Genomic DNA, 19,050 nt, shown 5'->3' with positions numbered 1-19,050 from the left:
CCGGTGCCTTTTAGTTTATGTGCTTCAAGCACCTTCTAAAGACAACACAATGCCTGCAAGGATGAAAGCCACACCGATACCTCGGGTGAGATACCATTTTTCCGCAAGTAACCAAATGCCCATCAGTAAGCCAAATACAATACTGATCTGGCGCAGCGCGACAACTAAGCTCACGTTGTCTGTCATCGTCATCGCAAACAGAACCAATCCATAAGTCGATGCCATCATAATGCCAGCCATACTTGCACTTTTTCGGATTCGCCAAGCCGCTTGCAACTCTTGATCATTTCCGGTGATCAGACACCAAAGTAAAACGGGTAAGCCCATCGCCCAAAACTGCGCACCAAGATAGAAGATCGCGCTGTATTGATCGTTGAAAATAGTTGATGCTTGCTGAGTCAGTAACGTTAATGCCTCTTTGTCCACCACAGAGTAACCTGTCGTGCCAATTGCCGCGATCAACGCCCAAAACACGCCTACATTTAGATACGCCACCAAAGAAACTTGGCGAACATGAGTCAACGGAACCAAAATGCAGCCAAAGGTGATCAACACAAAACCAAGCCACTGTTGAGATGAAAGCGCATGGCCGAGTGCAACACTGAACCCTCCCACCATCATGACCGGCAAAGCGCGTGCAATTGGGTAAATCACACCAACATCGGCATGTTTATACGCCATGATCAAACCGACGAGATACACAATTTGCGCTATTCCACTAAAAGCCAGCATTCCCCAAAACTCAACTGGCAACGAAGTCCAATCGAGCGTGGTTAAATACCAAACCAGATATGGGGTAAGCACTCCACAAGCAGACAGGCTTGCAGCCATCGTGAATGCCATGCCTGATCCGGAATGGCTTTTACCCAAGATATTCCAGCCAGCATGCAAAACCGCAGAAAATACAACGAGTGCGATTGCCAAGAAATCCATTTGTTTTCCCGTTTAGACAAAACAAAGGCTCCGAGATGGAGCCTTTGAATATGAAAATGCGAACGTTAGTGATTGAGCTCTGCCACCGACTCAATACTGATGGCATCGTGACGCCAGTGTTCAATATCGCAGTCAATCAACTCGCCATGTTGGTTATAGTTAGTACGTTCAACAACCATTGCCGGAGTGCCCGATGTTGCTCGCAACGCTTGCGCGACTTCACCAAGCAAGGTACTGGTAGAAATACGGTAACGCGTCTTCTGATACACCACACCAAAGTGCTCGCGATAAATATCGGTCAGCGAGTTGGTCAAATCAAAGCTCAATAAATTGGGGAAGATCTCTGGACGAATATAGTTAGTCACATACACAACAGGTCTGTCTTCCAAATATCGAACGCGGTCAACACGAAAAACATCAGAGAACGGTTGCAGTTGTAACAAGCGCGCAGATTGCTTATTAGCTAAAGTTCCCTTTGCCGCAATCAGCTCCGTTTTTGGCACGCGATTTTGCGCTTTCGCCATGTTCGGAAAATTAAGTGTTTGAGTAGGATCGTAACGTAGTGGCTCAGGTGAAATAAACCAGCCTCTGCGATCTTCACGATAAATTCGTCCTTCGGCTTCCAATAACGACAACGCTTCGCGCAACGTAACTCGGGTTGTGTCGAACGACTCCGCCAACTTGCGCTCCGCAGGCAATTTCTGACGCGGTGATAGCATGCCCGCTTCAATCTGTTCAACAATCGAATCTTTAATTTTTACGTACTGCACGAGGTGTCCTTATCTTTTACGCCAAGCCTGAGTGCGACTTTCTAACCACTTCCCCAACGTCATCTGCACGATCTTCGCAATCGCGGCTGCAGTCATGATCATCACGGCCATCGCGGCAGCTGCGCCCGTTTGGCCTGCATCGTCCATGTTTAGAATCGATACCGAAGCAGGAATCGTATCGGTTGAGTACAGGAATACTACCGCAGAAGTGGTGGTCAATGCATTAACAAACAAGTAGGTTGCGATGTCCAAAACAGCAGGCATACAAACCGGTAAGGTCACTTTGAAGAACAACTTATACTGAGGCAGCTTGACCGATGCTGCCGTCGCTTCTATCTCTGAAGGCAGTTGCTTGAGAGCGGTTAACGCTGTCATGTGGCCGACTGTGTAATAGTGCACTACGGTGTTAATCACCAGAAACGCCATCGTACCGTAAAGCACATTCAATGGGTTGTTCACATCATTGAAGTAAAAGATGTATCCCAAACCCAAAACCATGCCCGGCACCGCCATTGGCACCACGCTCAGCATTTGCATCGCCTGACGAACTGGCCCAAACGCACGACCTTTTTCAATACAGTAGGCACCGACAAAAATCACAGCGGTACCAATCAGCGCAGTCCAACCAGCTAAAGTGAGAGAATTAAAGAACGGGCTCCAGCCATAGGTACTCATCTCTGCGAAGTTGTAATTGTTCAGCGTCAGCGCTTTATTCCACGGCCAAAATGTCACTAGAGAGCCGTACACCGCCATGCCTAACACTGCCAGTACTGCGACAGAAATCAGTGAACAGTATACAAAGCAAAGGCCATCACGCGTTTTGTTGGGTTCTGGTTGATAAGGTACAGAGCGAGTATCAAACAAGCTCTTTTGTTTTTTCTGCACCCAACGATCTGCACCAAACGCCATTACCGCAGGAAATAACAGCATGATGCTGGTTACTGCACCCATGGCAAAGTTTTGCTGGCCCACCACTTGTTTGAAGATGTCGGTCGCCAGAACGTTGTAGCTTCCGCCAATGACTTTCGGCACACCAAAATCGGTGATCACCAACGTGAATACGACAATTAGAGTGCTGATCAAACCGTATTTCGCCGCAGGTAACGTCACCATAAAAAAAGTCTTCATCGGTGAGGTTTTTAGAGCACGAGCGGCCTCATACAAACGGGCATCGGAAGTACGCAGCGAAGTGGTCAAAATCATCAGAGCATGAGGAAAGGTCCAAAAGATCAAACCCATTGAAATACCAATCACACCATACACTGAGTGACCACCAAGTAGCTCTTTCGCAACCCCTTGATTGCCAAAGAGGAAGATCAAGCTGATCGCAGGCAAAAGTGAGGGAGCAAGGATTGGCGCGGTACCTAAGATGTGAAATAGACCTTTAAATGGCATGCGTGAACGCGTGAGTGCGTAAGCGTAACCAAAGGCCAGAATACCGACCACCGTCGTTACAACGAGTCCCAAACTAAACGTATTACCAACGGAAACCCACAAGCTTGAAGAAGAAAAATAAGTCGCAAAGTTGGCTAACCCAACAAACTCTCCATCGCTGTTTTGTACGCTTTTGGCCAGCATCGCCCACAATGGCATCAAGATGAACAAGATCATCATCGTGGAAAGACCCGCCAACAAGCCAAACAGCACGATATTGTCGCGGCTAATGCGTCCCATCATTGATTTCGCTTTGTCTTGAGTCGTCAGGCTATTCATCGTCATTGTCTTCGCATCCATGTTTGCACCTATGCCGCCAACGCTTTTGTAAACGCATTCCCCTGAGAAGGGATTACATAGCCGTGCAAGCCACTTTCCAAGAACTGGATGTAACGCACATCACCAATGCGAATATTGAAGTTTTGCACCGTCTCGACTGGCACATCAACAACGATTGGTTTCGCTTGGCTGTCGTTTTGTAGCTCACAATCCACGCGGAAAAATGCCCCCAAAAACTCGGTAGCGGTAATGCGTACAGGCAGAGAGTTGCGGTAGTTTTCGACAAACTTGATGTTCTCGGGACGCACCGCCAAATCAAAGCGATCACCACGTTGAATCTTACGATTGGTTAAACTTGGTGCTGGCAGTAGAGTCTCAGCAATACGCACCTGAGATTCGGTCACGACAGATGTCTCGATAAAATTCATGCTGCCTACAAACTCGGCCACAAAGCGCGTTGCCGGTTGTTGGTAGATTTCTTGAGGCGTGCCGACTTGCTCAATTACGCCATGGTTCATCACCACAATTCGATCTGCCATCGAAAGCGCCTCATCCTGATCGTGCGTAACCATAATGGTAGTGATGCCCAGCTTGCGTTGCAGCTTACAAATTTCATCACGTAAGTGAACACGTACTTTCGCGTCCAACGCAGATAAAGGTTCATCAAGAAGAAGCAGTCCCGGAGATAAAGCAAGCGCTCGCGCTAACGCCACACGTTGTTGCTGACCGCCCGACAACTGGTTAGGAAACTTCTGCCCTGAGGTTGGTAAGCCTATCGTTTCGAGCCACTGCTCTACTTTCTCCAGCGCCTCTTTGGTTGACATACCTTGGTTTTTCAAACCCACCGCAATGTTCTCTTGCACGGTGAGGTTTGGAAACAACGCGTAAGACTGAAACACAATTCCGAAATCACGCTTTTCTGGTGGTAGAAATGTGGTCTCTTGACCGTTTTGAAAAATCGCGCCAGAAGTAGGTAGATCTAAACCTGCAATTGCACGTAACAACGTAGTTTTACCGCAGCCAGAAGGGCCTAAAAAACAAACGAACTCGCCCTTTTCAATCGCTAGCGAGATTTTCTTTAATGCCGTGAACTGTCCGAATTGCTTCACTACATTTTCGATATTTAGGTAATGTTGGTTAGTTGACATAACACACGCTCCAAATGGTATATACCAACTTTAGTTTTGGAGTATTACGTTCCAATGACAAATTTATAGCCAGAAGATGACAAATAGATGAACGCCCTCGACATTAAACGCTTAAATCTAAACTCATCTTGAAATACGGAATGTCTGATTTATAAAAGCGCTCGCCCTCCTTTTGTAATCCAAACTTCTGATAAATTTTCAATGCCGACTCACGCGCATCGCACCAGAATACCTCTGCGTTAAACGCCTTAGCATCATCAATCATCGTCTCCAACATTCGAGAGCCGATCCCTTTCCCTTGTTGACTTGAAGATACCGCAAACTTCCTTAGTCTTGCTGCGCCATTGTTGAAGAAGACTGACGCCACACCCACCAGCTCTCCGTTCACATAACTCCCGTAATGATAGCCAGTTTCATCTTCATCAACCTTGCAAAACTCAATGCTTTTGCTTGGCCATAAAACCTGCTGTCGAAGCGGCAGTGTCTGCTCCGCATTAATACGTTGGATTTCCATGCACTTCCTCTTTTCTACCTGAGTATCCGGCCACTAATGTGCCTCTACTTTTCGCAAGATGCAAAAAAGGAGAGCAACCGCTCTCCTTTGACAATCGGATTTGTCGTAACCCTTATGATTTTGGCTCTGATTTCGCGTCAAATTTCTCAGACCATGCCGCTAAGATTTCTGCACGTTTGCTACCCATTTGCGCGAAGTCCATCTTCGCCATGTTCTCTTGAACGTTCGGGAAGTTAGATACGGTCGCTTTCACTTCTTTATGTGCAACCACTGGGTACATTTCTACGTAGAGCTCATTTGCTGCTTTAGAGATTGACCAATCCACAACGCGTTTCGCTGCATCCGATTCTTTTACTAGACCAACGGCTTCTGATTCCCAGCCGATACCTTTTGGTGTGATAACCGCTAGTGGTGCACCTTGTGTTTTCAGCTTCGCGCCGCGACTTGCCATCGAAATACCGATCGCCACTTCGCCCATGCCTGCTTGAACGCATGGCTTTGAGCCAGAGTGCGTGTAGTGTGCAATATTCTTGTCTAGGTCACGCATGTAGTTCCATGCCTGATCTTCACCCATGTTTTGTAACCAAGCAGACACCTGCATGTAACCAGTACCTGAAGAAGCTGGGTTAGGCATTGCAATGTGACCTTTGTAAACCGGCTTCGTTAGGTCTTCCCAAGACGTTGGTTTCGGTAGGTTAAGTTGTTTCGCTACCGCTTCGTTGAAACAAACTGCGTTAAAGAACGCATCATTCCCGAACCAAGCTTGGTTTGATTGAGGGTCGTTTAGGTTCGCGTGCAGCTCTTCCAAACCTTTTGGTGTGTAAGGCTTAAGAAGACCTTCATCTTTAAGCAGTGCCATTGACGAGCCAGCAAGCCCCCAAACCACTTCCGCTTGAGGGTTGTTCTTTTCTGCCAGCAATTTCGCCGTCATGATACCTGTTGAATCACGAACCCACTTAATCTTGATATCTGGGTTGTCTTTCTCAAACGCAGACTTGTATTTAGCAAGAATGTCAGTTTCGAAAGCGGTGTAAACCGTGACTTCCTGTGCTGCCATTGCATTCGTAGCTAGCAGAGAGACAAGTGCAGCCAGCGATCCTTTCATCAAACGGTTTTTCATCATTTTCTCCAGTTAATTTGGCTAAGTTTTCATTTGGTCTGTACCAGTTGACGATATACACCCTACTGAGCCTTTGTGACGAAATCATGACCATAAAATGGCAGTTTTGAGAAAATTATCGATAAATAGGCGACCAACTGATCAGTGAAATTTTGGATATGAAAGTTTTATGAAATTCACTAAATGGCTATTTACGACCCTTTTTCATCCTTGCTAGAGTGAACTCAACTTTTGGTGTAGACCAATTAAATTATTCTGATGGAAATCGAGATGAAAAACGAATACCTACTACTGACTCCAGGTCCTCTATCTACTTCTGAAACGGTACGCGAAGCCATGCTGAAAGACTGGTGTACTTGGGATGATGAATACAACAAAGACATTGTCGAAGTGATCCGCACTAAGCTTGTAAAACTGGCGACAAAGCATAGCGGCTACACCAGCGTACTAATGCAAGGTAGCGGCACCGCATCAGTGGAAGCGACAATTGGCAGCGCCATTGGCAAAGATGGAAAGTTGTTGGTTGTCGACAACGGTGCTTACGGTGCGCGTATCGCCCAGATCGCTGATTACTTAAATATTCCATGCCATGTAGTTTCCCCAGGCGAAACATCACAGCCACACTTGAACGAGGTGGAAACTGCATTGGCATCGGATCCTGCTATCACACACGTGGCAATTGTTCACTGTGAGACAACCACTGGCATGCTTAACCCAATTGAGGCATTTGCTTCTGCGGCAAAAGCACACGGCAAAGTGGTGATTCTCGATGCCATGTCGAGCTTCGGCGGGATTCCAATGGACATCGCCGATCTTGGTATCGATTTTATGATCAGCTCTGCAAACAAATGTATCCAAGGCGTGCCGGGCTTTGGCTTTGTGATTGCGAAACAAACGGAACTCGAAAAGTGCCAAGGTCAGGCACGTTCTTTGAGCCTTGATCTTTACGACCAATGGCACTGCATGGAAGTGAACCACGGCAAATGGCGTTTCACGTCTCCTACGCACACGGTTCGCGCTTTCTACCAAGCATTGTTAGAACTCGAACAAGAAGGCGGCATTGAAGCGCGTCATAACCGTTACCAAACTAACCAGAAAACACTGGTTGCAGGAATGCGCTCTCTTGGTTTCGAACCGCTACTGAGTGATGACCTTCACTCGCCAATCATCACTTCTTTCTACTCTCCGACTCACAGTGATTACCAGTTCAAAGCGTTCTACACGCGTTTGAAAGAGCAAGGTTTTGTGATTTATCCGGGTAAGGTATCGAACGCAGATTGCTTCCGTATCGGCAACATTGGTGAAGTTTACCCAGCAGATATCGAGCGCTTAATCGGTGCGATTGAAAAAGCAATGTACTGGCAAGTTGCGTAAAGCAGCCTTCTGGTTGAGAGAGCGTTATGACTCAGAATATCAAACCGACTCATTTCCGTAGCGAAGGCGATGTCAACACGACGCCAACGCGCCAAGCTTGGAATACGTCGATGGACGACGAACGCACGCAAGCATTATTGAAGCGCGATTCCGAGGTCTTTCTTCATCAAGCCATGTCGACGCCTTGCTTAGATACCTTGGAAGCAGCAGAAGGCATCTACATCCAAGATGCCACGGGCAAAAAGTACATGGACTTCCATGGCAATAACGTCCATCAGTTGGGCTACGGTCATCCGCATGTGATTAAACGAGTGCAAGAGCAAATTGCCAAACTGCCGTTTTCACCACGTCGTTTTACCAACGAGACCGCGATTGAATGCGCCGAAAAACTCACGCAAATCTGTGGCGGCGAATTGAATCGCGTGCTGTTTGCTCCGGGCGGCACATCAGCGGTAGGCATGGCACTTAAACTAGCACGCCATATCACGGGCAACTACAAGGTGGTGTCGCTGTGGGACTCCTTCCACGGCGCATCGCTGGATGCCATCTCAGTGGGTGGTGAAGCGTGTTTCCGTCAAGGCATGGGACCATTAATGGCAGGTATTGAGCGCATTCCACCAGCGGTGTCTTACCGTGGCGCTTTCCCAGTTGCCGACGGTAGCGATGTGCATTACGCCGACTACCTTGAATACGTGATTGAGAAAGAAGGCGGCGTGGGCGCATTTATCGCAGAAGCGGTTCGTAATACCGACGTACAAGTGCCGAGCAAAGCCTACTGGAAACGCATCCGTGAAATCTGTGACAAACACAATGTCATGTTGATCATCGACGACATCCCGAATGGCATGGGTCGCAGCGGAGAATGGTTTACCTACCAAGCCTACGACATCGAGCCAGATATGCTCTGCATCGGTAAAGGCTTGGGCGGAGGCTTAGTGCCTATCGCAGCCATGGTAACCAAAGACAAATACAACACTGCTGAGCAAATCTCCATGGGTCATTACACTCATGAGAAAAGCCCTATCGGTTGTGCTGCGGCACTGGCAACCATGGAAGCTATTGAGCAAGACGGCTTGTTAGATAAAGCCAAAGCCGACAGCCAGTTTATGCGTGAAAAGTTGCTAGAGATGAAAGCCAAGTACCCTGTGATTGGTGATGTTCGTGGCATCGGCATGTTGTGGGGCATTGAACTGGTCACCGACCACGAAAGCAAAGCACGCGCGTATGACGAAGCGGAAGCTGTGTTGTACCAATGCCTCAACAATGGCGTGAGCTTCAAGGTATCGCAAGGCAATGTGATTCAACTCAGCCCACCGCTGATCATCACTCGCGAGCAACTGACAGAAGCGTTGGCGATCTTCGAAGAAGCGATCGCCAAAGTGTGTAAAGACTTTAATTACTTTTAGGGTCAATAGACCTCAACAAAAACCAATTTACCCAGAGCGCGGTTCAACGTGTAGGCAAGCGCCCTGGCTAGCAAGAAAAAGGATTGAACATGAGCAACTCACCAATTCAAGCAGTGATCTTTGACTGGGCTGGCACTATCGTCGATTTCGGCTCTTTTGCGCCAACCAGCATCTTTGTGGAAGCGTTTAAACAAGGCTTTGATTTTGACATCAACCTTGAAGAAGCGCGTGAGCCGATGGGGCTTGGTAAGTGGGACCACATCCAAGCTGTGGGTCGCATTCCTGCAGTTGATAAACGTTGGAATGAGAAGTTTGGGCGCTCAATGACCAACGAAGACATCGACGCAATTTACGCGGCATTTATGCCTCTGCAAAAAGCAAAAGTGGCTGACCACGCAGAACCAATCCTCAACGCAGTTGAAGTGGTAAACGGTCTGAAAGACAAAGGCATCAAGATCGGTTCTTGTTCTGGTTACCCTCGCGAAGTAATGGACGTATTGATTCCAGTTGCAGCGGACTACGGCTACCAACCAGATTATGTTGTCGCGACAGACGATCTGCCACAAGGCGGTCGCCCTGCGCCGTTTATGGCACTGAAAAACGTGATTGAGCTTGGTGTAAGCGACGTTAAAGCATGCGTCAAAGTGGACGATTCAGCACCAGGCATCTTTGAAGGTCACAATGCGGGCATGTGGACGGTGGGTCTGCTGCTTTCTGGTAACGAAGCGGGTCTGACATTTGAAGAATACCAAGCCGCAGACGAAGCAACCTTAGAGAAAGCTCGTGAAAAAGCACGCGCGAAGTTTATCAAGAGTGCACCTCACTACTTAATCGACACCATCTCCGATCTGCCAGAGGTGATCGTAGATATCGAACAACGCCTAGCCGCGGGCGAACGTCCGTAGTTTTCGCTCGTGAATTCAGAATGTAAAAAGCCTCTCCATATTGAGAGGCTTTTTGTATTTATGGAAAGCGGAGGGGTCAATTAATCGCGGTACTTGCTCGACGCTTTAGCTTAAAGCCCATACTGGTTGGCCTTTCTTCTGGCTCACCTTTGATGGCATGCAACAGTTTTTCTGCCGCCTTGGTGCCCATGCGCTCGTAATCAAATTCTGCCGATGTCAAACTTGGGTAAGCGTGCTCCCCCATAGAAGAACCTTCAAGGCAAATAATGGCAATGTCGGTCGGGACTTTGAGAACACGGCGATGGCACTCAAAGAGCGCACCAATTGCTATCTCCTCATGGCTACACACCAAAGCATTCAAGCTTGAATCGCGCAGCAATAACTTCGCCAATCCTTCCGCACCCAATTGTGAAGATGGCGCTTCATGAGTCGTCAGAAAATGATCTGGGGTGAGATAGTTTTCAATCATCGCACTTTGCCAACCGTGTAACTGGCGTTGCAACGTCGAGTGATTCCCGCGCGCCCCAATAAAACCAACGTTCTTAAAACCTTGTTCAATCAGGTGTCTGGTACAGGCCTTACCCACTTCGAAGTGATCCACGCCAATGTTGAGATAACTGGCCTTTGAGCTCAGTTCGGCAATCTCTAACACTGGCGTATTTGATGCATCTAACAGTTGATGCGTTCGCTGACTATGCTCACTTCCAAACAGTACAACGCCCGCAGGACGGCTCTCTAAAAAGGTCGAAAGCAACTTTTCTTCTTGCTCAATCGAGTAGTCGCTGTAACCCAGCAATAGTTGATAACCCGCTTTGTTTAACGCCTGTTGGAAGCTTGGTAAGAAATGCGCGCATGCTTTTTCAAACAGTGACGGAATGATAAGAGCGATGGAATAACTTTCTGCAGATGCGAGTGCCCCTGCGGCTTTGTTCGGGATATAGCCGAGCTCATCAACCACTTGTTGAATTTTTTCTCTCAGCTTATCGGATACCAGCTCTGGCGTTCGTAATGCTCGCGACACCGTCATCGTGCCTACGCCTGCTTGTTTGGCGACATCAGCCAAAGTGACATTGCCGGTACTTCTTCGTTTGCGAGGTTCGCTCATTGTTTTTATTTAATGTTCTCTAATTTCAGCTGCGACATCTTATCACAGCGCTTTAATGGTTTTGATATTAGCGCATTAGAACTCGAACACCAGCACATGAAACTTCGATGCCTGATAAAAATGATAGCGCTATCACAATTAATGGTAGCGCTATCAGATAGCGCTACCATTTGTGATCACTCTCAGGTTTTTCTGGCAAATTGATCGATAAAGTACGCAGCAACAAAACAACAAATCGGAAACATTCCAATGCTACGTGAACTGATTACCTCTGATGTCATTCGCATCCATTCTGACGCAACCGACTGGAAAGATGCGATCAGCAAATCTTGTGAAGCTTTGATTGAAAATGGCGCGATAGAACCAAGTTACGTTGAGGCAATTTACCGCTCGCACGAAGAGCTTGGCCCTTACTACGTGGTAGGTCCTGGTATGGCGGTGCCACACGCTCGCCCTGAAGATGGCGTTAACCGCTTGTCACTGGCGATCACGGTGATCCAAAACGGCGTCAACTTCAACTCTGAAGAAAATGACCCAGTAAAAATGCTGGTCACGCTAGCGGCAACGGACAGTAATAGCCACGTTGATGCGATTTCGAAACTGGCGGAATTGTTTATGAATGAAGAGCATGTAGAGGCCATCTGCAACGCTCAAAGCAAAGAAGATGTTCTTGCGATCATCGATAAATACTGAGTTTTACTCCTGACATACCCCATTCACAAATGGGTATACCCCCTATAAAAAAGAAAAGGTCTGAATTATGAAAATTATGGTTGTTTGCGGTCACGGTCTTGGTACTAGCCTAATGATGGAAATGAGCATCAAAAGCATCGTAAAAGAATTGAACGTCGATGCCGCTGTGGATCACATCGATCTTGGCTCAGCAAAAGGCACAAGTTGCGACATTTTCATCGGCACAAAAGACATTGCAGAACAGTTGGAAGCACTTGGCGTTGAACAACGTATCGTAGCGCTTGATAACATGGTCGACAAAGTCGCAATGAAAGAGCGTTTATCTTTGGCACTTCAAGAGCTTGGTGCTCTATAAGGTGGCGTTATGGAATTCTTCAGTTTCTTAATGAACGATGTCCTATCAGAGCCAGCGGTTCTGGTCGGTCTCATCGCTCTAATCGGCTTAATTGCCCAGAAAAAACCAGTCACCGAGTGCATTAAAGGCACGGTAAAAACCATTCTTGGTTTCATCGTGCTTGGCGCAGGTGCAGGCTTAGTTGTGAGCTCGCTAGGCGACTTTGCGACAATTTTCCAACACGCATTTGGCATTACAGGCGTGGTTCCAAACAACGAAGCTATCGTCTCTATCGCGCAAGAAGCGTTTGGTAAAGAGATGGCGATGATCATGTTCTTCGGCATGTTGGTGAACATTCTGATCGCTCGTTTCACGCCGTGGAAATTCATCTTCCTAACAGGTCACCACACACTATTTATGTCTATGATGGTGGCGGCGATTCTGGCATCTAGCGGCATGAAAGGTGTTCCACTGATCGCTCTTGGCTCTGTGGTTGTGGGTTCTGTAATGGTGTTCTTCCCTGCAATTGCGCACAAATACATGAAGCAAGTAACAGGCTCAGACGACGTTGCGATTGGTCACTTCTCAACGCTTTCTTACGTCCTAGCTGGTTTCATTGGCAGCAAGTTTGGTAACAAAGAGCACTCAACAGAAGAGATGAATGTCCCTAAGAGCTTGTTGTTCTTACGCGATACGCCAGTGGCTATCTCGTTCACAATGGGCATCATCTTTATGGTGACGTGTTTGTTCGCTGGCGGTGATTTTGTCCGTGAAGTCAGTGGTGGTAAACATTGGTCTATGTTTGCGCTAATGCAATCCATCACTTTCGCCGGTGGTGTGTACGTCATCCTGCAAGGTGTACGTATGGTTATCGCAGAAATCGTTCCTGCATTTAAAGGCATCTCAGACAAACTGGTTCCAAACGCAAAACCTGCACTGGATTGTCCGGTTGTGTTCCCATACGCGCCAAACGCGGTATTGGTGGGCTTCCTATCGAGCTTTGCAGCCGGTCTAGTGGGCATGTTCCTGCTGTACGTGATGGGTCTTACTGTGATTATCCCAGGTGTCGTTCCACACTTCTTTGTGGGTGCTGCGGCAGGTGTATTTGGTAACGCGACAGGTGGTCGTCGCGGCGCAATTCTAGGCGCGTTTGCACAAGGTCTACTGATTACTTTCCTACCTGTATTCCTAATGCCAGTACTGGGTGATCTTGGCTTTGCAAACACAACATTCAGTGATGCTGACTTCGGCGCGGTAGGTATCCTACTTGGTTTGATTGTTCGCTAAGTTTTCTCTCTGATGAATGCGGAATTAGGCTCGTCGGCATTCATCTCTGAGAGGCTTTAGCCGTAGAAAACACTCAAAAAAAACGCCCCTCACGTGAGGGGCGTTTTTCTTATTGAGGCTATCTTATTGGGACAGCAACTTTCTCGTTGGTTCTTGCTCGGTGTACTCAACCGCATCGCTGGTGGAAAGCTTGTCGACATCTTCTTGAGAGCCGGTCACCACCAACACTTGCTGTTTCACCAAAGCATCGACCACTTCAAGGTTGTTGTGACGAAGAAGCGCTCTCACTTCGCTTTCTTTCCCTTTGTGATATTTCACAAAATAGCGAGCCGGTTGTTGCTCTGCACTTGTTGGACGCTCATCCACAAGAGGAAAGCCTTGGTTGTTGGCAAGGCTGGTGGCGCTCATGCCAATCGCCAATAGCGCGGTCAAACTCCCCGCCGTTACGGAAAGTAAGGTCAGCTTCTTCATAGTCACTCCTTATTGAAATGTCAGAGACCAACTGTTGATTGTACCTGTGTCTCTTCTGGCACTGTCGACGGCTTTAAGTTCCCAAGAACCTTGTGATTCAAAACCAGAGAAATCAACTTGGAAAGTGGTTTTGATATCGTTAGCGCTGCCGCCAGTATTGTCGTGAAGCACGACTTGTCCACCTGTCGGTGAAGTCAGAGTCACTCGTAGGTCACCGATGTAAGTATGGCTAATATCTACGTCAATGCTTACAGTACCTGAGTCGCCAGTGCGATCGACATTCAGTGCGCTGATGGCACCAGAGGTTTTGTTGTCAGGAATCGCAACAGAGTTAGTGTTTGAGTAGCTAGAATCTGAAGAGCTACCGCCGCCGTCAGGACCATTACAGCCCGCATCCAAGAACAGCTTCGCCGCTTCCGCATTCACTAGGCCGTGACCTGTGCGGTTATCTCGACCTGCAACATCAATGTCTGTCGCGGTTTTGATCAACGCGTTACGTACTTGCGCTGCGGTACACGTTGGGTGGTAACTCCACACCAAGCCAGCTACGCCCGTTACGTGCGGAGTTGCCATCGAAGTGCCGTTGTAGTACTCGTAGTCTTCACCTGATGTAGTTGCAACCGTGATCTCTTGGCCTACGTAACCCAATAGCTCTTGACCAAATGCACGATCAACTGTCACCGACACCATGCGATAAGCGTTGTTTTGGTCAACTAAGAATGGGTTTTGTAACCCAGCTAATGCCGCGTTGCTGTATACAATCGCCGCGCTTGCGCCCGCGTTGTAACATGCTCGAACTGCATCCACCTCTGGGTACGTACCTGAAGATTGATTGCCAATACGCTCAGTAAGACAGATTTTGCCTGACATGTCGCCACAGTTGAAGTTGCCACCAGACACATCACAGCTTGCCAATGTCGCGGTGACTGAACCTGCAACTGGTGCTGGTACAAACTCAGTGCCGTTGTGGACCAAACGGTTATGAGGCACGATGCCACGGTCAAACTGGCTAACACCGTTTAGCGTAATGTCAGATAACTTACCTTCGCCTACTGTTACGGTGGACAGGATCGCCACACCCGGCGCCGCGATTTCAACTTGATCCGTCGCTTGCGAGAACGCCGCGTGATCATTTTGATTATCGACCGCTGCAACTGACATGACAGAATCGTAAGACGCTGGGTAGCTGTGCGCAGTATTGCCGTCGTTACCCGCCGCAGCGATTAACAGTACGCCTTGATCGTAGATCGCTTTCAGCGCATTTTGCTCCGTGCGGCTCGATTGGCTACCACCGAGGCTCATGTTCACCACGTTTGCGCCATTATCAGCACACGTTTGTATCGCTTTCACAAGACCAGAAGAGTAACCCCAGCCCGCTTCGTTAAACACTTTCACGATGTGAAGGTTCACGTTTTGGTTTGGCATCACGCCCTTCACGCCTTCAGTATTCGCGATCGCAGCGATAGTGCCCGCTACGTGAGTACCATGCGCGTTGTTGTTGCCAGGATCACTCCATGATCCTGTGCCGCTGTCATTGGTACCAGCAACACGGTTACCGCTCAGATCGTTGTGCGACAGATCGTAGCCAGAGTCGATGATACAAACCGTGCGGTTACCTGCATTGAAGTCATCCAACTGTTGAGCATTCACTGCGTTGTAACCCCAAGGTACCGTTTCACTTAGCAGGTAACGCGGTGGATCGACTTCCACGTATTCCACATCACCACGGTTACGCAGTGGTTCAAGATCATCCCCATCCAGCTCAACGCTGTAAATGGCACGGTTACCTAGTTTTTCCACTTTACGTGCTTTCACCTGTTGCAAAACAGATTCTTGCGCGATACGTGGTCCCCAAAACGAGTTGCCACCCATCGAAGATCGGCTTACCGGATCTTCTTTGAATTTGACGATGTATTTCGTCGGCAACTTGGATTCGTCGAATCCCATCGGTGGAGCCGCGAATGCTGACATGGAAGCAGTCAGCGCGACGGCGACAGCAGACAATGTAAATAAGCCTTGTTTTTTACTTGTTGTGTAGTGCATTTGCCCTATTCCTTAGTTGAGCTAATTTTTATTCACTATATCCTCATGAAAAATCATCATTGCGATGTATACATGAGTCACTCAGCTATAGTTCATCGTCCAAAAATGCCAAACAATTTGTTTCATGAATATACAAATTTGTACAAAATATCATTCAATCAACATTTTTAGTTAACATCAAAAAGCATCAACAAAACCTTATAAAGCAATCACTTATTTAACAAAAAGTGCATGTTAAATTAATGTTAGTGAGTAATTATTCTAAATATGAGCCATTTAATCGATTGCTATGCTGAATGATTTTTTTGACCGTGATGCCAAAATCAAAATAATGAATATTTAGTTGTTGACTGTCTGGAGTATTTACTCAGAATTAGAGGGTTTAGTGAGAAAAATTCTCATCTAAACAATGTTATAGCCAAGTATTTTTTCAATGTGCTTGGGTCAATAACCATTACAAGAAGAGTGAATGATGAAAAAAACAATCACACTATTAACTGCATTACTCCCGCTTGCTTCTGCAGTTGCCGAAGAGCCAACCTTATCACCAGAAATGGTTTCAGCGTCTGAAGTGATCAGCACGCAAGAAAACCAAACCTATACCTATGTTCGCTGTTGGTATCGCACCAGCTACTCGAAAGATGATCCGGCGACCGATTGGGAATGGGCAAAAAACGAAGATGGTAGCTACTTCACCATTGACGGCTACTGGTGGAGCTCCGTTTCATTTAAAAACATGTTCTACACCAACACGTCGCAAAACGTTATCCGTCAGCGTTGTGAAGCAACATTAGATTTGGCGAACGAGAACGCAGACATTACGTTCTTCGCCGCTGACAATCGCTTCTCATACAACCACACGATCTGGAGCAACGACGCAGCAATGCAGCCAGATCAAATCAACAAAGTGGTTGCACTCGGTGACAGCTTGTCTGATACAGGCAACATCTTTAACGCATCACAATGGCGCTTCCCTAACCCGAACAGCTGGTTCTTAGGTCACTTCTCCAACGGTTTTGTGTGGACAGAATACATTGCCAAAGCGAAGAACCTTCCGCTCTACAACTGGGCAGTTGGCGGCGCGGCTGGTGAGAACCAATACATCGCGCTAACAGGGGTTGGTGATCAAGTTTCTTCGTACTTAACCTACGCAAAACTGGCGAAGAACTACAAACCAGCAAACACCTTGTTTACGCTTGAGTTTGGTTTGAATGACTTCATGAACTACAACCGTGGCGTTCCAGAAGTGAAAGCGGATTATGCAGAAGCCCTGATTCGTTTGACGGACGCAGGTGCGAAGAACTTCATGTTGATGACACTGCCAGACGCGACGAAAGCGCCTCAGTTTAAGTACTCAACACAAGAAGAGATCGACAAAATTCGTGCGAAAGTGCTTGAGATGAACGAGTTCATCAAGGCACAAGCGATGTACTACAAAGCGCAAGGTTACAACATCACGTTGTTTGATACTCACGCCTTGTTCGAGACGCTAACTTCTGCGCCAGAAGAGCACGGTTTCGTGAACGCGAGCGATCCTTGTTTGGACATCAACCGCTCATCGTCTGTCGATTACATGTACACCCACGCATTGCGCTCTGAGTGTGCAGCGTCTGGTGCTGAGAAGTTTGTGTTCTGGGATGTCACGCATCCAACAACAGCAACTCACCGCTATGTTGCAGAGAAAATGCTAGAAAGTAGCAACAACTTAGCCGAGTACCGTTTCTAACCAGACACGGCTTCTGAGTTGAAACCTTATCTTCGTACACACGTTGATAAGCAAAATGGCCACGACACATCGTGGCCATTTTTATCGAAGGAACTTTGTGATCACAGCAGTCACAACGCTGAACAGTTACAGTGGCGCGACGTCGGTTCCCCCTAAAGACTGGTAAAGCGTAACCTGAGTAAGAAACTGGTTGTAGCGGTTTTCCAACAAAGAAGCTTGCGCGTTTCTGGTCTCTTCTTGTGCATTCAAATAGTCCATGATCGACGTCGAGCCATACTGATACCGCGCAGCATAAATGGACTCAGCGGCACTTGCGGCATCATATTGCTCTTGTAAACGCGCCGCCTGATACTTCAATTTCTCGCGTGCTGACAAGGCATTTTCGACATCTTGGAATGCGGCGTACAACACTTGGCGATAACTCACAATAGCCGATTGATAGTCTAAATCGGCAATGGCTTGGCTATTTTTCATCTCATTCCACTGCAAAAACGGCAACGTCATATCTGCACCTAAACTGCCGATCGGGTTGGAAAGCAGGTCTTTGAGCGCTTGTGACGATCCACCCAAAGCCCCAGTGAGCGTCAGCTTGGGCAAGTAGTCCAAATCTGCTGCGTCTTTATTTGCTAGCGCGGCTTTGACTTCATAAATCGCTGCTTTAATGTCGGGTCTGCGGATCAATAAATCAGACGGAGCACCAACACTCAACGATGGCATATCGCCTTCAGGCAGCATTTGGATGTTTGCACTGATACTCTTCGGCGGTTGATTGAACAAAATCGCAAAGGCGTTGTTTGCCTCAAGTAAACTCTGTTCAAACTCACTTTGCTGCGCTTGTAAGCTTGCCAACGTACGTTTGGCTTCAAGCACATCTAACTGATCCACAGCGCCAAGTTGGTACCGTTTTTCAATCAATTGTAGCGTTTGAGCTGCGTCTTCCACATTACGCTGACTGAGGTTTAAGCGCTGTTTTAGATAGCCGATTTGCCAATATAACGATGCAGTCGTTGCCACCAAACTTTGTGCGGTCGCCTCGCGATCTTGTTGACTTGCCATCGCCGTCCACTTGGCTTGGTCAACGTCTGCCGAGATTTTTCCCCACAAATCCAACTCGTAATTGACGGACAAGTTAGTGCTGTAGCTATCTGCCGATTCCCCGCTATCAAGAGGTTTTTGAACTTGTCCTGATGTGGAAGAACTCAACGTAGGGAAAAGGTCATCTTGCGCTAAACCCAGCTGTAAACGCGCTTTCTTTAGCGTTAGCGTTGCCAGCGTCAAATCGTTGTTTTGAGCCAACACCTGAGTAATGTATTGATTAAGCGTTGGGTCGTTAAACGCCAACCACCAAGGATCCATACTGACATCACCCGCAACATGCATCTGTTGCCAATTTGCAGGCACTTGCACCTCAGGAGCTTGATAGTCGCTACGCATAAGCGAACCACAACCTGACAACCACACTGCAATTAAGGCAGCCGCGACCAATCGAGTTTTGAATTTCATTGTGT

17 protein-coding genes are annotated in these 19,050 nt (G+C 47.6%); 7 read left to right on the top strand and 10 right to left on the bottom strand.

Translation table 11 applies throughout. The features are described 5' to 3' along the window. Positions 1 to 24: 24 nt before the first annotated feature. The 6 genes from BIW15_RS17420 to BIW15_RS17395 form a co-directional block, all read right to left on the bottom strand. The gene (locus BIW15_RS17420) at positions 25 to 933 is read right to left on the bottom strand and encodes a multidrug transporter (protein WP_077281348.1); all 909 of its coding nucleotides are present in this window, start codon (positions 931 to 933) and stop codon (positions 25 to 27) included. Positions 934 to 998: 65 nt separating this feature from the next. Then, positions 999 to 1,703, bottom strand: coding sequence for a phosphonate utilization transcriptional regulator PhnR (gene phnR / locus BIW15_RS17415; RefSeq protein WP_077281347.1), 705 nt, complete (start codon positions 1,701 to 1,703; stop codon positions 999 to 1,001). A gap of 9 nt (positions 1,704 to 1,712) precedes the next feature. Beyond that, positions 1,713 to 3,437 carry a putative 2-aminoethylphosphonate ABC transporter permease subunit gene (locus tag BIW15_RS17410; protein ID WP_077281346.1) on the bottom strand — a complete coding sequence of 575 codons (1,725 nt, stop codon included), beginning with the start codon at positions 3,435 to 3,437 and terminating at the stop codon, positions 1,713 to 1,715. Between the two features lie 8 nt (positions 3,438 to 3,445). After that, positions 3,446 to 4,564, bottom strand: coding sequence for a putative 2-aminoethylphosphonate ABC transporter ATP-binding protein (locus BIW15_RS17405; RefSeq protein WP_025536258.1), 1,119 nt, complete (start codon positions 4,562 to 4,564; stop codon positions 3,446 to 3,448). A 103-nt stretch (positions 4,565 to 4,667) separates the two neighbouring features. Continuing rightward, entirely contained in the window at positions 4,668 to 5,078 is a 411-nt protein-coding gene (locus BIW15_RS17400) for a GNAT family N-acetyltransferase (protein ID WP_025499398.1), read from the bottom strand. 112 nt (positions 5,079 to 5,190) lie between these two features. Next, entirely contained in the window at positions 5,191 to 6,201 is a 1,011-nt protein-coding gene (locus tag BIW15_RS17395) for a putative 2-aminoethylphosphonate ABC transporter substrate-binding protein (RefSeq protein WP_005384363.1), read from the bottom strand. A 267-nt stretch (positions 6,202 to 6,468) separates the two neighbouring features. Here BIW15_RS17395 and phnW point away from each other — a divergent pair, with 267 nt between their 5' ends. The 3 genes from phnW to phnX all read left to right on the top strand — a co-directional run bounded on the left by phnW (position 6,469) and on the right by phnX (position 9,883). Next, positions 6,469 to 7,572, top strand: coding sequence for a 2-aminoethylphosphonate--pyruvate transaminase (gene phnW, locus BIW15_RS17390; RefSeq protein ID WP_039545427.1), 1,104 nt, complete (start codon positions 6,469 to 6,471; stop codon positions 7,570 to 7,572). Between the two features lie 26 nt (positions 7,573 to 7,598). Beyond that, positions 7,599 to 8,978: an aspartate aminotransferase family protein gene (locus tag BIW15_RS17385; RefSeq protein WP_077281345.1), complete on the top strand. Its 1,380-nt coding sequence runs from the start codon at positions 7,599 to 7,601 to the stop codon at positions 8,976 to 8,978. Between the two features lie 89 nt (positions 8,979 to 9,067). Further along, a complete protein-coding gene (phnX, locus tag BIW15_RS17380; RefSeq protein WP_077281344.1) occupies positions 9,068 to 9,883 on the top strand; it encodes a phosphonoacetaldehyde hydrolase in 816 nt (271 codons plus the stop codon). A gap of 76 nt (positions 9,884 to 9,959) precedes the next feature. Here the strand turns inward: phnX and BIW15_RS17375 are convergent, their stop codons facing one another. Further along, positions 9,960 to 10,988 (bottom strand): LacI family DNA-binding transcriptional regulator, encoded by a 1,029-nt coding sequence (locus BIW15_RS17375; RefSeq protein ID WP_029852258.1) that lies wholly within the window; start codon positions 10,986 to 10,988, stop codon positions 9,960 to 9,962. Between the two features lie 249 nt (positions 10,989 to 11,237). Between BIW15_RS17375 and BIW15_RS17370 the strand changes: the two genes are divergently transcribed. From BIW15_RS17370 to BIW15_RS17360, 3 genes are all read left to right on the top strand, one after another. Then, positions 11,238 to 11,681, top strand: coding sequence for a PTS sugar transporter subunit IIA (locus tag BIW15_RS17370; RefSeq protein ID WP_077281343.1), 444 nt, complete (start codon positions 11,238 to 11,240; stop codon positions 11,679 to 11,681). 67 nt (positions 11,682 to 11,748) lie between these two features. Then, positions 11,749 to 12,036 carry a PTS sugar transporter subunit IIB gene (locus BIW15_RS17365; RefSeq protein ID WP_020834885.1) on the top strand — a complete coding sequence of 96 codons (288 nt, stop codon included), beginning with the start codon at positions 11,749 to 11,751 and terminating at the stop codon, positions 12,034 to 12,036. A gap of 9 nt (positions 12,037 to 12,045) precedes the next feature. Next, positions 12,046 to 13,302 carry a PTS ascorbate transporter subunit IIC gene (locus BIW15_RS17360; RefSeq protein WP_005463995.1) on the top strand — a complete coding sequence of 419 codons (1,257 nt, stop codon included), beginning with the start codon at positions 12,046 to 12,048 and terminating at the stop codon, positions 13,300 to 13,302. 123 nt (positions 13,303 to 13,425) lie between these two features. Here the strand turns inward: BIW15_RS17360 and BIW15_RS17355 are convergent, their stop codons facing one another. Next, the gene (locus BIW15_RS17355; RefSeq protein ID WP_005464009.1) at positions 13,426 to 13,773 is read right to left on the bottom strand and encodes a hypothetical protein; all 348 of its coding nucleotides are present in this window, start codon (positions 13,771 to 13,773) and stop codon (positions 13,426 to 13,428) included. Between the two features lie 9 nt (positions 13,774 to 13,782). Continuing rightward, positions 13,783 to 15,816 (bottom strand): S8 family serine peptidase, encoded by a 2,034-nt coding sequence (locus tag BIW15_RS17350; RefSeq protein ID WP_023624811.1) that lies wholly within the window; start codon positions 15,814 to 15,816, stop codon positions 13,783 to 13,785. 469 nt (positions 15,817 to 16,285) lie between these two features. Between BIW15_RS17350 and BIW15_RS17345 the strand changes: the two genes are divergently transcribed. Then, positions 16,286 to 17,542, top strand: coding sequence for a type 2 secretion system lipase (locus BIW15_RS17345; protein ID WP_017448010.1), 1,257 nt, complete (start codon positions 16,286 to 16,288; stop codon positions 17,540 to 17,542). Between the two features lie 126 nt (positions 17,543 to 17,668). Here BIW15_RS17345 and BIW15_RS17340 read toward each other — a convergent pair whose 3' ends face one another. Next, positions 17,669 to 19,045, bottom strand: a complete 1,377-nt coding sequence (locus BIW15_RS17340; protein ID WP_179115298.1) for an efflux transporter outer membrane subunit — start codon at positions 19,043 to 19,045, stop codon at positions 17,669 to 17,671. Positions 19,046 to 19,050: the final 5 nt, after the last annotated feature.

The sequence above is a fragment of the Vibrio sp. SALL6 genome (assembly GCF_002002385.1).
In the GTDB taxonomy this organism is placed as follows: Bacteria; Pseudomonadota; Gammaproteobacteria; order Enterobacterales; family Vibrionaceae; genus Vibrio; species Vibrio parahaemolyticus.
The sequence above is the reverse complement of the archived record's forward strand: the minus strand, read 5'-3'. Positions and strand labels throughout refer to the sequence as shown.